General features: G+C 47.1%; 13 protein-coding genes. 9 read left to right on the top strand and 4 right to left on the bottom strand.

The window, feature by feature from the left end:
- From VIM87_RS10470 to VIM87_RS10455, 4 genes are all read left to right on the top strand, one after another.
- A partial coding sequence (locus tag VIM87_RS10470) for a SusC/RagA family TonB-linked outer membrane protein (RefSeq protein ID WP_331996946.1) occupies positions 1-1,328 on the top strand: 1,328 nt, incomplete at its 5' end.
- Positions 1,329-1,340: 12 nt separating this feature from the next.
- The gene (locus VIM87_RS10465; protein ID WP_331996945.1) at positions 1,341-2,885 is read left to right on the top strand and encodes a RagB/SusD family nutrient uptake outer membrane protein; all 1,545 of its coding nucleotides are present in this window, start codon (positions 1,341-1,343) and stop codon (positions 2,883-2,885) included.
- 285 nt (positions 2,886-3,170) lie between these two features.
- Positions 3,171-3,992 carry a glycoside hydrolase family 16 protein gene (locus VIM87_RS10460; protein WP_331996944.1) on the top strand — a complete coding sequence of 274 codons (822 nt, stop codon included), beginning with the start codon at positions 3,171-3,173 and terminating at the stop codon, positions 3,990-3,992.
- A gap of 11 nt (positions 3,993-4,003) precedes the next feature.
- Entirely contained in the window at positions 4,004-5,389 is a 1,386-nt protein-coding gene (locus VIM87_RS10455; RefSeq protein ID WP_331996943.1) for a glycoside hydrolase family 30 protein, read from the top strand.
- 123 nt (positions 5,390-5,512) lie between these two features.
- Here the strand turns inward: VIM87_RS10455 and VIM87_RS10450 are convergent, their stop codons facing one another.
- Both VIM87_RS10450 and VIM87_RS10445 read right to left on the bottom strand, forming a co-directional pair.
- Positions 5,513-6,541, bottom strand: a complete 1,029-nt coding sequence (locus VIM87_RS10450) for an MBL fold metallo-hydrolase (protein ID WP_331996942.1) — start codon at positions 6,539-6,541, stop codon at positions 5,513-5,515.
- 65 nt (positions 6,542-6,606) lie between these two features.
- Positions 6,607-7,311: a hypothetical protein gene (locus VIM87_RS10445; protein WP_331996941.1), complete on the bottom strand. Its 705-nt coding sequence runs from the start codon at positions 7,309-7,311 to the stop codon at positions 6,607-6,609.
- A 192-nt stretch (positions 7,312-7,503) separates the two neighbouring features.
- Here VIM87_RS10445 and VIM87_RS10440 point away from each other — a divergent pair, with 192 nt between their 5' ends.
- The 5 genes from VIM87_RS10440 (at position 7,504) to VIM87_RS10420 (ending at position 11,314) form a co-directional block, all read left to right on the top strand.
- On the top strand, positions 7,504-8,175 hold the full coding sequence (locus tag VIM87_RS10440; protein ID WP_331996940.1) for an NAD-dependent epimerase/dehydratase family protein: 672 nt from the start codon (positions 7,504-7,506) through the stop codon (positions 8,173-8,175).
- A gap of 39 nt (positions 8,176-8,214) precedes the next feature.
- On the top strand, positions 8,215-9,444 hold the full coding sequence (locus VIM87_RS10435) for a multiheme c-type cytochrome (RefSeq protein WP_331996939.1): 1,230 nt from the start codon (positions 8,215-8,217) through the stop codon (positions 9,442-9,444).
- 82 nt (positions 9,445-9,526) lie between these two features.
- A complete protein-coding gene (locus VIM87_RS10430; RefSeq protein WP_331996938.1) occupies positions 9,527-10,063 on the top strand; it encodes a pyridoxamine 5'-phosphate oxidase family protein in 537 nt (178 codons plus the stop codon).
- 88 nt (positions 10,064-10,151) lie between these two features.
- Positions 10,152-10,799 carry a DUF1080 domain-containing protein gene (locus VIM87_RS10425; RefSeq protein ID WP_331996937.1) on the top strand — a complete coding sequence of 216 codons (648 nt, stop codon included), beginning with the start codon at positions 10,152-10,154 and terminating at the stop codon, positions 10,797-10,799.
- 41 nt (positions 10,800-10,840) lie between these two features.
- On the top strand, positions 10,841-11,314 hold the full coding sequence (locus VIM87_RS10420; RefSeq protein WP_331996936.1) for a hypothetical protein: 474 nt from the start codon (positions 10,841-10,843) through the stop codon (positions 11,312-11,314).
- An 83-nt stretch (positions 11,315-11,397) separates the two neighbouring features.
- Here the strand turns inward: VIM87_RS10420 and VIM87_RS10415 are convergent, their stop codons facing one another.
- Together VIM87_RS10415 and VIM87_RS10410 are read right to left on the bottom strand one after the other, a co-directional pair.
- The gene (locus VIM87_RS10415) at positions 11,398-12,147 is read right to left on the bottom strand and encodes a hypothetical protein (protein ID WP_331996935.1); all 750 of its coding nucleotides are present in this window, start codon (positions 12,145-12,147) and stop codon (positions 11,398-11,400) included.
- A 99-nt stretch (positions 12,148-12,246) separates the two neighbouring features.
- On the bottom strand, positions 12,247-14,450 hold a 2,204-nt coding region (locus tag VIM87_RS10410), incomplete at its 5' end, for a TonB-dependent receptor (RefSeq protein WP_331996934.1).

The following is a 14,450-nucleotide window of genomic DNA, read 5'->3' as shown; positions in this document are numbered from 1 at the left end:
GTGTTATACGCCGCGATGGTTCATCCCGCTTTGGTGTAAATAACAAGTACGGTAACTTCCCCTCCTTCTCACTGGGCTGGGTAAGCTCCCGTGAAGACTTCTGGCCTAAGAATAATGTAGTGGATTTCTTAAAGATCCGCGGTGGTTACGGTATTGTAGGTAATGATAACATTAACGACTTTGCCTACGCCTCTACACTGGGTAGTGGCCGTAACTATACCATCGGCAACAGCGGCAGCTACCTGATAGGTTACAGCCCCAATGCACCGGCTAACCCGGATCTGAAATGGGAACAAACCAGCCAGACCAACGTTGGTTTTGAAGCTACCCTTTTCCGCGACTTCTTTGTGAATTTTGACTGGTACAAAAAAGTAACCACCGGCATTTTGCGTAACCCGCGCATCCCGGCTTACATAGGCTCCAACACCAACCCTGCCGCTAACGTAGCAGATATGGATAACACCGGCCTGGAGCTGGAAGTAGGTTACCGCAAACAGCTGGGCGATCTGAACCTGGGTGTGAACGCCAACGTATCTTACCTGAAAAATAAAGTAACCAACCTGGGTACCGGTGTAAAATATATTACAGACGACCAGGTGCCTTTTGTAGCCAGCAGCTATCCCTTAACACGTATTGCAGTAGGCCAGCAGTATAATGCATTCTATGGTTTCAAGACCCTGGGCGTTTTCCAGAACCAGGCAGAGATCGATGCGTATACAAAAGATGGTAAAAGGATCCAGCCGGGTGCACAACCGGGCGACTTCCGCTGGGCAGATCTGAATAATGATGGTGTGATCAGCGATGCAGACCGCACATTTATTGGCAACCCTATCCCCAGCTGGGCATACGGTTTCTCCATCAATGCTGCATACAAAGGATTTGATCTTACCATATTCGGTCAGGGCTCTGCCGGTAACAAGATCTTCCAGGCGCTGCGCAGGCTGGATATTCCCAATGCCAACTGGCAAACCACGGCCCTGGGCCGCTGGCATGGTGAAGGTACTTCCTCCGATTTTCCGCGTTTGAATGTGGATGATCCGAACAAGAACTTTACCAACCCTTCCGATTTTTACCTGGAAAGCGGCAGCTACTTCCGTATGCGCAACATACAGCTGGGCTATACCTTACCGGGCACGCTTACCAAGAAAGCGCTCATTTCAAAAGTACGTGTATATATAATGGCTGAGAACCTGTTCACCATTACCGGTTACAGCGGCTATGATCCTGAAATTGGCGGTAATGACCGTAGTAATGGCGTACTGAGTGTGGACCGCGGTATTTATCCGCAGGCCCGTTCTTACATGGCCGGTTTAAATGTTACTTTTTAAAACTATTGAAAGATGAAGCAACGTAATATCACATATATCGCATTAGTGGCCGCCGGCCTTTCCATGGCAGCAGCCTGTAGCCGTGGTTTCCTGGATGTACAGCCCAGGGGCACCATACTGGAAGAGAATTATTACAAAACAGCGGCAGAAGCCTATACCGGCTTAATAGCCATTTATGATAAAGTACCCTGGACCAGCAATGGTTATGTAACCAAGGTAGGTGTGGCAGATGCTGCATCAGACGATCACCTGGCTGGCGGCGGCGGCCCTAACGACGTAAGCCAGCTGCAGGTTATTTCCAACTACACCTTAACGCCGGCCACCGGCCCGCAGGACGATATCTGGGCTAACAGCTACCAGGGTGTTTTCCGTGCCAACAAGCTGCTGCAAAAGCTGCCCGGTGTAACCGCTATGGATGAAAATACCAAAGCGCGTTTTACTGCAGAAGCAAAATTGCTGCGCGCCTATTTTTACTTTGACCTGGTACGCTTTTTCAAGAACATACCGCTTACGCTGGAACCTATTGAAAAGAACGACTGGTATAATATACCCCAGGTAACACCGCAGGAAGTATATGCGCAGATAGAAAAAGACCTGAAAGAAGCTATTGCAGAAACAAACCTGCCCAATACCATTAATGCAGCTTCAGAAGGCGGCCGCGTAACCAAAGGCACCGCACATGCCCTGCTGGGTAAGGTATACCTGTGGGAGCAGAAGTGGACAGAGGCTATTGCAGAATTCCAGGAAGTGAATGGCGCCACTCCCGGCGATGTAAGCGCTACCTACGGTTATAAGCTGCTGGCTAATTTTGGTGATCTGTGGAAAACAAAGTTCAACTCAGAATCCATTTTTGAAATGTCTTTCACCTCTACTTCTGCCGGTAACTGGGATTGCGTATCCTGTTCAGAAGGTAATGTGCTGGGCATTATGGTAGGCCCCCGCGCTTATAAGGCATTAAAAACAGGTGCGCCTGATTATGTATCCGGCTGGAGCTTCCTGCCTATTACAACCAACCTGTTCAACGCCATTCATAACGATCCCCGTTATCTCTATACCGTTGCTAATCTTGACAGCCTTGAAAAGAACGGTATTGCCTCTTATGAAAAAGGCTACAACAACACCGGTTATTTCCTGGAGAAATTTGCCGGCCGTGTATCTAACAAAAGCACCGGCGGTGGCCCTTCTGAGCTGAACTTCGGCATTAATATGTACGAGATCCGTTTGGCAGATACCTACCTGATGGAAGCAGAGGCCCGCGTGCGCAATGGCGAAAGCGGCCTGGCCGGCACCCGCTCCTATGCGCTGCTGAATGCCGTACGCGCCCGTGTAGGCTTACCTGCTATACAAGCTACTTTTGATAACATTTTCAATGAGCGCCGTTTAGAGCTGGCAGGCGAAGGCAAGCGCTGGTTTGACCTGGTGCGTACCGGCAGAGCCGCTACGGTACTGGCTACCCGCGGATTTGTAGCCGGCAAGAACGAAATATTACCTATTCCGCTGTTAGAGCTGGACAACACCAAGATCGAGCAGAGCAAGGAATGGGGCGGCACAAAATAACAACAGTTGTCTGGGTATCCGGGCTAAAAATCCCGGCATCACAGTAACATAAAGCAAGGAATAAAGTGGCGCAAGAGAGGTTCAACAGCCCGGCGCCACAGTAGCAAAAAAGCTTAATCAGGGAACCACACCGCAACCGGGCGGTAACCGGTTGCGGGCCCCTTTTTGGTTCCTTTTTGGGGAAGCAAAAAGGAACAGAAAAAAAGAAATATATTTGATGAAATGAGAGCCGGCGGGCAGGAATGTTTACATTCCCCCGCCGCTTTCATAAAAACAAATACCGTTATGAAGGCACGAGGAAACCATTTATTATTTGTTTTGTTATGCGTTCTGCCATTAATCGCGCAAGCACAATCACCCAAGACCAAACACTGGCAGTTTGAGAAAAAACCGGTATGGGCCGATGAATTTAACTACAGCGGTTTACCGGATTCCACCAAATGGGGCTATGATATTGGCGGCAGGGGCTGGGGCAACAATGAGCTGCAGTATTACACCAACAGCATTAAAAATGCGTCCGTAGCCAATGGCGTACTTTCCATTACTGCCCGCAAAGAAAGTATGGAAGGGAAGCACTACACCTCTGCACGTATCGTTACCAAAAATAAAGGCGATTTCCTGTACGGCCGTTTTGAGATTAAAGCCAGGCTGCCCGCCGGCAGAGGCACCTGGCCCGCCATCTGGATGCTGCCAACAGACTGGGTTTATGGCAACTGGCCTAAGTCGGGCGAAATAGATATCATGGAGCATGTAGGGTATGATCTCAACAACATTCATATTACCGCGCATACAGAAGCATATTATTTCAAGATCAATACTCAAAAAACAGCTACTAAGATTATTGAGAATGCTACTACGGCATTTCATTTGTACCGGGTAGACTGGACCCCGCAATACATGCAGGGATTTATTGATGACCAGCTGGTATTTGAATTTAAGAATGAAGGTACCGGTTACAAGGTATGGCCCTTCGATAAACGTTTTCACCTGTTGCTGAATGTAGCCGTAGGCGGCGACTGGGGCGGTCAAAAGGGCATTGACGACAATGCTTTTCCCACCGCCATGGAAGTAGATTATGTACGGGTTTATAAAATGATTGACAAATAACGATGGAAAAGATGAAAGTATTATTATTGTTAGGCGCCCTTTTTACAACAACAGTATATGCACAGAACGGCAGCGTATCGTACTGGCTTACAAAATCAGACCGCTCGGTAACCTTTACCAAACAGCCCGCCGGCCTGGTATTTAAAACCGCGAAGAACAATCATCCCACCATTACGGTAAATGCAGCGCAAAGCTTCCAGGAAATAGATGGTTTTGGATATGCGCTTACCGGTGGCAGCGCTACCTTAATTCACTCGCTTTCGCCCGCCAGGCAGGATGCTTTACTGAAAGAGCTGTTCCTGACCAGCGGCAATAACATTGGCGTAAGCTATTTACGTGTAACCATTGGCGCATCAGACCTCAGCGATACTACTTTCACTTACGACGAAATGCCTGCCGGGCAAACAGATACCAGCCTGGCGCATTTCAGCATAAAGGAAGATGAAAAGGATGTGATACCCGTGCTCAAAAAAATACTGGCGCTCAACCCATCCATTAAAATATTAGGCTCTCCCTGGACTGCTCCCACCTGGATGAAAAGCAATAACAGCTTTAAAGGCGGCAGCTTAAAACCGGAGTACTACGGTGTATATGCGCAATACTTTGTGAAGTATATAAAGGCTATGAAGGCCGCCGGTATTACCATTGATGCCATTACCCCGCAGAACGAGCCTTTGCATGGCGGTAATGTGCCCAGCATGGTAATGCAGCCTGCAGAACAGGCCGACTTTATTGCCAACCATTTAGGCCCGGCCTTTAAAGCTGCCGGCATTAAAACAAAGATCATCATCTATGATCATAATGCCGATAAACCGGAGTACCCCATTACGGTGCTGGATAATCCCACAGCACGGCAGTATATTGACGGCAGCGCATTTCACCTGTATGCCGGTCCTATTACGGCATTAAGCAAGGTGCATGATGCATACCCGCAGAAGCACTTATACTTTACAGAGCAATGGGTGGGCAAGCCCGGCACCTTTGATAAGAACCTGAGATGGCATGTTAGCACCCTGATCATAGGTGCTACCCGTAACTGGAGCCGGAATGTAATAGAATGGAACCTGGCGGCTGATCCGGCTTACAACCCGCATACAAAGGGCGGCTGCACAGAGTGTATGGGCGCAGTGACCATCGGCCCAAATGACCTGGTAGAAAGGAATGTAGCCTACTACATTATTGCACATGCATCCAAATTCGTGCGGCCCGGCGCAGTGCGCATCAGCACGAATGTTCCCGGGCAGTTAAACAATGTAGCCTTTAAAACAAAGGATGGCAAAAAGGTGCTGATCGTTATTAACGATGGCAGCGAGGCGCAAACATTTAATATAGCGTTCAATAATAAGATAGTTACCAGCTCGCTGGATAGTGGGGCGGTGGCTACGTATGTTTGGTGAGAATGTAAAATGTAAAATTTTAAATGTAAAATATAAAAGTGGAATGCAGCGAATCTTTAAAAGCTGTATTCCACTTTTACATTTAAGTCTTTTAAATGGTCTCTATGAACCTCCTTCGCCGGTTTATGGTCTTGCATTCTGCGCCTGGCTTTCCGTCCACCAGTTTTGCCAGCTGTTCTGTTGCAGCATATTCACCGGCTCACCGATCAGCGGAGTTGCTACCGGGAAGCCTTTTTGTTTTGCCAGCTGTGTAAGCCGCGTAATGGGCTCATTCCAGGGATGATTTGCTAATGTAAATTTTCCCCAGTGCACCGGCAGCAGCAGCTTTGCCTGCAGGTCTGTAGCAGCCTGCAGCGTTTCATCGGGCATCATGTGTATATAAGGCCAGGCCTCATCGTATTGTCCGCACTCCAGGATGGCCAGGTCCATGGGGCCGTATTTTTCACCAATGGTTTTAAAGTGAGTGTCATAGCCGGAATCTCCGCCTATGTAAATGGTATAACCATACAATTGCAGTACAAAGGAGCTCCATAATGAAGTACCGCGCCGCAGCCCCCTGCCGGAAAAGTGCCGGGCCGGTGCAGCTGTAAGCGTAATGCCGGGCATAGGGCTTTCTGTTTCCCACCAGTCCATTTCCGTAATACGCGTATCATCATTACCGAAGCAATCTGCAATATCCCGGCCCACACCCAATGGTGTGTAAAAGACGGTGGTTTTGGGTTTCAGCTGTGTCAGCGTTTTGCGGTTCAGGTGATCATAATGGTTGTGGGTAATGATCATCAGGTCAATGGCAGGCATATCCTCCGGTTTATACACATCTGTACCGGGATAGGCTTTCATCATACCGGCTATGGGCGAAACACGCCCGCTGAAAACAGGATCAACCAGTATATTAACGCCTTTGCAGTGAATAAGGTAAGAGGAATGCCCGAACCATACCACCACCGGTGTTTCCGAATGCAGTGCTGCCAGGTTTGTTTTTACAGATGGTAGAACATGTGAGGGTTGTATAGTAGCCGGCCGCTTAAACTGGTCACGGATAATTTGCCCGTAAGAAGCATTTTCCGCCAGCATGGGCGTGGGAGATAGGTTCTCAAATTTGCCCTGTTTGTAGTTTTCAGAATCGCTCAGCGAACGCCATTGTTTTTTCATTGGTTCAAAATCCTGGTGATAAAGGCAAAGGTCCGTAAAAGTGAGGGGAAATGTAACCGGGTACACTAAAAATGTACACTCGACATCAACCTGAAAATAGTGCCCAGCCCTGGCAAACTGCCGTTAAAATACACGGCATAACAGATCCAGGAAGGGATGGAAATAAATCCCAGGAGCATAATGTATTTCCCATGTTGCCGGGTATCCTGGCTGTAAGCATACATGCGTGAGCCGTCCGGCAAAGTTTTTTTAGCGGTGAAAAGGAAAATGCCAATGAAAAGCCCCAGCATTCCCCCAAGCAGGGCGGAAAGATAGCCGATCACCGTCCATATAGTGCTGCCATTATCCGGGGTAGCCAGTGTGGTGAACCTTTCCTGGTTAATGCGTTCCAGGTCGCTGGTGGTTAAGGCCAGCCCCCTTGCCTGCAGCAGCTGCAGGGCCAGCGCGTAATCATAAGTTCCCCACTCATCCCGTTTTTCTATCACCTCCATCAGCTCCTCATCAGTGAAAGACAGTAAGTAATAATCGCTTTCCGCTTCATGTGTGTGCACGCTCACAGGCTGCCACAGCAGGGCATCCGCAGCACGGAAACAATTGGAAGGTATTTTTAAACGGTAGGGAAGATCGAAGTTCTGACCTATGAAAGTAGAGGGCAGTAGCACCGGGTCTGCTTCCAGCACGCAGGGAATATCATTCTCAACTAATAGCTCCTGTACTGCACAGGCCTCATCCTGGGTAGCAAATTTCCGGAACGTCAGGTACTCATACATAGGTAGGGTGGATAATTATCTGTTTTTGCTAATTACGCTTTCTCGCTATGAAAGTAGTGAAAAACGTTAAAAAAAGCCAGCCGGTTTGGCAGCAAGGTAAATTTGGCTACTTTTGGCCGTAGCCCGGCTGCCGGAAATCCACCGCAGCCACCGGTCAGCGGAATTGGAAACATCAGAAAAAATATTTTACCAATGAACAACAAAGGGATCAGAGCCATTATTACAGGCAGCACCGGCATGGTAGGAGAAGGCGTATTACACGAGTGTTTGCAAAACCCGCTGGTAGAAGCGGTCTTAATTATTAACCGCAAAAGCCTGGGCATTACCCACCCTAAGCTTACGGAGATCATTCATACAGATTTCTATGATCTGTCGCCCATAGAAAAACATCTGCGCGGTTATAACGCCTGTTACTTTTGCCTGGGCGTATCGTCTGTAGGCATGAAGGAGCCGGCCTATTATAAAGTCACCTACACGCTTACTATGCACGTAGCAGAAACCCTTAGCCGCCTGAACACGGGAATGGTTTTCTGTTATGTATCCGGCGCAGGTACGGATAGTACGGAAATAGGCCGCAGCATGTGGGCGCGCGTAAAAGGCAAAACAGAAAATGCCTTGCGGAGGCTGCCTTTCCACAGGGCATATGCTTTCAGGCCGGGATTTATTAAGGCCATTAAAGGATTGCATAATGCCCATCCTCTTTACAAATACATTGGCTGGGTATTCCCTATTGGCCGCAGCTTATTTCCCAATGGTTTCTGCACCTTAACAGAGCTGGGCCTGGCCATGATCCATGTTACCATTAATGATTTTAATAAAGATGTGGTGAATGGAGTGGATATTATTCAGCTGGCGAAGGAATAATTATGAAGGATTTGTATATTTCGGGTATCATCTACCGTTATGAATAAACGCCTGTTGTACGTATCCTGCTGTATTATTGCCTGTATCACTATTCTTTCACAATGTATCAATAAGTCGGAAAAAAATGAGGCTGCCTTCAGGGGACCGCAGTATGCAGGCGCCGCTGCCTGTGCCGGCTGCCATAAAGATATTTTTGATGCGTACATGGGCACGGCGCATTACCATACTTCCAGGCCGGCCAATACTTCTACCATAAAAGGATCGTTCACTGCACCGGATCATATTTTTACTTACAGCAACGCTGCAAAGGTAGTGATGGAAGCCCGCGACAGCGGCTTGTTCCAGGCAGCCTACAATAATGGTGTGCCGCAGGAGAGCCATCGCTTTGATATTGTGGTAGGTTCCGGCCGGAAAGCGCAAACCTATTTGTACTGGCAGGCAGGGAAATATTTTCAGCTGCCCCTTTCTTATTTTGTGCCGGCGCATAGCTGGGCTAACAGCCCGGGTTTTCCGGCAGATCATCCCAAGTTTGACCGCATGATACCCAGCACCTGTTTTGGCTGCCATAGCGCTATGGTAGGCAAAAGCACAGACATGCAGGGTGTACATATTGTAGAATCGTTTGAAAAGAACCAGGTTGTTTATGGTATTGACTGTGAGCGCTGTCATGGCCCTGCCGCGGAGCATGTACAGTTTCACAACGATCATCCGCAGGAAAAGAAAGCTATGTACATGACGCGGATAGCTGAGCTAAAAAATCAGCAAAAGCTGGATATGTGCGCGCTTTGTCATTCCGGTTTAGGCGCACCGCAAAAGTCTATGTTCGACTTTAAACCAGGCGATGCATTGTCCGATTATTTCTTTCCTGAGTTTACGGCGCCAAAGCGTACGGCGCAAATGGATGTACATGGCACGCAATACCAGCTGTTCACTGCCAGCAAATGTTTTATGAAAAGCAATGACATGAACTGTTCCTCCTGCCATAACCCGCATAACAGTGAAAGCAATAATATGGAGCTGTTCTCCCAACGTTGTATGCATTGCCATAACACGGCTAACCATAATTTTTGCAAGCTGGCGGAGCTGCCTGCAAATACCCTTGCAAAGAATTGTATAGATTGCCATATGCCGGCATTGCCTTCTTCCAATATTACCTTGCTCACTAACGGCAAACAAAGCCCTACACCGGATTCTATCCGTACACACCTGATCACCATCTATAAAGCGGAAACAGAGAAAGTATTAGCGCGGTTAAAGAAAGCCAGCTAAATGCTCTATTGCTGAACTCCCTATAATATAAGAGGGGGGCGGTTTGGCATGGTTTTACTTGTACAGGTTTAAAAAGAAAACCATGGATAGCATTAACCAACAGCAGCCCGAAAAGAACCGGGAAAACCTGCAGGGCATGGAAGCCGCCCAAAAGCTGAAAGAGCTGGGTGAAAAAGCTAAGACCTGTTTTTTCTGCACCCATATTACCACCGGTAAGCAATTTGCGGTACGCCCCATGGCCGTTCAACACATAGATGATGATGGTACCTGCTGGTTCCTGAGCGCTACCGATAGCGAAAAGAACATGGATATAGCAGAAGACCCGGCTGTACAGCTGTTATTCCAGGGCAGCACTCATTCGGATTTTCTGAGCTTTTACGGCCATGCCACCATCAGCCAGGACAAAGCAAAAATAGCGGAGCTGTGGGAGCCCGTTTTTAAAACCTGGTTCACAGAAGGGCAGGACGATCCGCGCATATCAGTGATCAGAGTAGTGCCTGAAGAAGGCTATTACTGGGATACCAAACATGGGCAAGTTGTAGCATTTGCGAAACAGGTTGCCGGCGCCATGATGGGAAAAACGCTGGATGACTCAATAGAAGGAACATTAAAATTGTAAACGCGCTTTTAAATAAGTTAAGAGGTCCGGGTAATTTACCCGGACTTTTTTATTACATTGGATACGTTCCACTAAATCATCAATAGCCATGCAACACAGAAAAATGTTCCTCTTTTGCAGCCTTGCGCTGCTCTTTAATTTTTGTACCGCCCAGAAAAATGCAGGCGGTACAGGCTGGGTTTCCCTGTTCGACGGAAAAACGTTTAACGGCTGGAAAGTAGGCGATCACGATTCTACTTTTAAAATAGAGAATGGCGCTATTAAAGTAAATGGGCCGGTAGCGCATTTATTTTATGTTGGAGAGGTACACCAGCATGAGTTTAAGAACTTTGAATTTAAAGCGCAGGTAATGACGCTGCCCGGCTCTAACTCCGGCATTTACTTTCATACCGCTTACCAGGAAAAAGGCTGGCCGGAAAAAGGTTTTGAAGTGCAGGTGAATAATTCGCACACGGACTGGAAGCGCACCGGTAGCTTATATGATGTGGTAGATGTAAGGGAAAAATATGCAAAGGATAATGAATGGTATACAGAGCATATTATTGTAAAAGGAAAAAGAGTGATCATTAAAATAAATGACAAAACGGTAGTGGATTATACAGAGCCGGAAGGTTACCAGCCGGATGCCAGCCACAGTGGCCGTAAAATAGGATCCGGTACTTTTGCACTACAGGGCCATGATCCCGGCAGCACTGTTTATTTTAAGGATATTATGGTAAAACCGCTGGCCGATTAATGGCCAGTGGTATGAAACCGTTAATTTTTTATATTTATCAGATGAAACATACACTTTTACCTGTTATATTACCTTTCGCCCTGCTGCTGTCATGCACATCCACCACTACTAACACTAACACCGCCACCACTAACACTACAGTGCCCATTACCGGTACCTGGCGGCTGATATCCGGCACCACTATTACAAAGGGCGACAGCACTGTTACTGATTACACAAAGGGATCCGGCATGATCAAGATCATCAATGATTCCCATTTTGCTTTTTTAAAGCATGACCTTAACAGCCCGAAAGATTCGTCAAACCATTTTGATGCTGGCGGGGGCAGCTATACGCTTACCGGTAATGCCTACACGGAGCACCTGGATTATTACGGAGACCGGAACTGGGAAGGCAAAACATTTGATTTTACTGTTACCATCAGTAACGATACGTTGATACAGCGGGGAATGGAGAAAGTAGAAGGTGCAGGTGTTGACCGTGAGATCATTGAGCGGTATGTACGGGTGAAGTAGCGGGAACTATTGAATTAAGCTATCTAAAAAGGCTGTCACGCTTAAGCATGACAGCCTTTTTTAACTCCATCACTACTGCTTCACTATTGCTTTTTCAGAGGACGGTGCATGATCCGCACCACAACGGTATCATATCTTTGCGTAGTAATATCTCTTTGCAGCACATCATCATGATAGGTCAGCGTTGTGTTATTCTTTATTTTATCAATTAAAAGGCTGTCGTTTAAGATCATGGAAGGCCCTGCGATATATCCCTTGTTCGTGAGTGGCATCATCACACCAAATATGGGCCTCCAGGTAGTAGTTGAACAGATGGCAACCAAATAAGGAATAGCATAATTACCCCTGGAGATAAGGATAGGAAATTTTTTCCGGTAGCTGCATGGATTGGTATAATAAGTGGGGCATTCCCGCAGAGGACTGTACTGTGGCAACAGATCCAGTAAAGAATCTGAAACTGCTTTTGGGCCTGGGTTATCAGTAGTGCTCTCCAATTCAGCAATCACCATTAACGAATCGTTCTTGCTGATGATCTCTGCTTTTCTGGTTCCCCGCAATACGTTGTTACCGCCGGTAAATGTGAGTGAGTAAGAGGAGAGATCATTGGGGCCCGGCGTCTCCGGCGAGAAGCCCATACGGGTAATATAATCCGCTATCAGCGCCTGATCACGTATTATATCATTGTTGGTGTACATTACTGCGCCGTCGGATATTATTTCATTGGTTGACTGATAGGATTCATCACTGTTATTATAGGGATCAGGTGTAGCATCATCCTTTTTACAGGCAAACAGAAAGGTGCACGCCATCAATGCGATCATTACTCTTTTCATGGTCAAATTCGATTTTTAGTTTGTAAACTCTTTTTAGTGAATCAATTTGTATGTAAGACAGCAAATGTTGAAGAACTCCTATCGGCCCGGAAAAAAAATTTAGAAAGATAATTTATAGGTTAAATAAGCGCTGAATTTAAACAGCTCATTGGGGTACATATTCAGATCATAGGTCTTATTGTCTTCCGTTATGATCTCCGTACTATATTTCATAGCAGATTGATTAATAGCGCTGATGACGGCAATCAAAGTATGCCGCACCTTTTTGGTATCAAAGTACCAGGCGGCATTCAAATTTACCCGGTTGCTAGCGGGGCCTTTGAACGGAGGCTTTGCATTCTGCCCGGGATTGATCATATTCTTTTCCGGATCCAGGGATACGGCAGCAGGAAGCGTGATCCACCCGCCGGTATTAAAATGCCAGAGCAGGCTTAGGTCCAGCTTTTTAATAGGATGATATTCCACTAAAACATTGATATGGTTACGCCGGTCGTACCGGTAGGGTTGCCGTTGGCCGTTATAGGCGCTGTCAAACTGCCGCCAGCTCCAGGAAAGTGTGTAGGAGGCGAGTACTTTAAATTTTTCAAACCTCTTTTCGCACATTAATTCAGCGCCATAGCTCCACCCTTTGCCCGCAATGATCTTATTTTCTACGGAATCGCCATTGAAAAGGATGTTTACATTTTCAGCAAAGCCGGTTACATTATTCATCTTCCTGTAATAAACATCCGCCGTAATATTCACCAGGCGCCGGTTCTTAAACTGGTACCCAAGGTTTATCATACGGCTTTCTTCGGGCATTAACCGGGAGCTGGCCGGCAGCCACACTTCCCGGTTAATACCGGTGTAAGGGCTGGTAACAAGGTGCAGCATTTGCCCGGTATGCGCATAGGAAACGTTGACCTGCTGATCGTCATTTATCCGGTAGCTGGTGAAAAATCTTGGCTGAAAAACCTGGTAGCTATACGTATCATATTTATAGCTGTTAAACTGAACACCAGGCCTTATCAGCAGGTTGGCGCCTATGTTGATATCATTTTCATAATAGGCTGTCAGGTTTGAAAAATGGGGTGAGCGTGCAACGGGATAATCATTTGTTTGCTCTTTAAAATCTTCTGTAATAAGCGTGTTGTAAGCATGCAGGATATTATACTCAAACTTTGCCCCGAAGCGGGATTGCACATCAGGGGAAACGGCCAGCTCAAATTGCGTTTTTGCCTCGTAGCGGATGCCGGATGAATAATTATTGAAAACACGGTTCGTGCTTACCGGCACGCCAATATCGTTTGTCTCCGGCAGCTTATACATCAAAGCAATGTAATTATTATGACCGCTTACATTAAAGGTAGTATTTACAAAAGAGCGGCTGTTCAACACGTGGTTCCAGTTTGCCGTAAACAGCGCATTGCTCCACTTTTGCAGGTATTCCTGGCTATCCTGTGTTAATTGAAGCCGGTCATTGCCCACATAAGCGCTTAGCTGTAATTTATTATTCCTGTTAAGCAGATGGGTGAGCTTAACATGCGTATCTCCAAATAAGGCGTCGTAGGCAAACATGTCCTGGTTAAAAGCATCTCCCACGCTTTGTCTTACAGAGGCCATCATTGCAGTACGGTTTTTCTTCAGCGGGCCTTCTATGGTAGCGGAAACCGCGTTTAGCCCGGCTTCTGCTTCCCCGCTCCAGCGGTTCATATTACCATCCTTTGAGTTTATTTCGGTTACAGATGATGTGGCTCCGCTAAGCCGGGCCGGAAAATCATTTTTATATTGCTGCACAGATCTTATACTGGTATTGCCTAAGATGGAAACCTCGCCCAGTAAATGAGCCGGATTAAACACCTGGTTGCCATCCAGGAAAAAAAGGCTTTGACCCGGGTCGCCGCCCCTTACCAATAGCTTACCACCTGATTCCTGGCTTTCCATATTGCCGGGTAATAAATACAGGGCACGTACAGGATCGGTTTCGCCCAGCATATTACTATATAAGCCGGACTGGTACCTGTCCAGCTTAATACTGGCATCCCTTTTCAGCATGTTGCCCGCTGCTACCTGGGTTTCAGGCAACAGGGCCGGAGAAAGGAAAAAATTCAGCTGGGTATTTTTAGTGAGATCTATGGTTACGGTTTTTGATGATGATCCTGTAAAGGAAACCTGCAGCACATGTTCGCCTGCCGGGAGTATGATACTATAAAAACCATAAACATTTGATTCGCATATGGCCTTTGCCGATACATCCCGCAGGGAAGCAAAGGGGATGGGTTCAAGGCTGTTTTCCTGCTGAATGAATCCGTAGAGCATATGTT

The sequence above is a fragment of the Chitinophaga sp. genome, from assembly GCF_036569125.1.
Taxonomy (GTDB): Bacteria; Bacteroidota; Bacteroidia; order Chitinophagales; family Chitinophagaceae; genus Chitinophaga.
The sequence above is the reverse complement of the archived record's forward strand: the minus strand, read 5'-3'. Positions and strand labels throughout refer to the sequence as shown.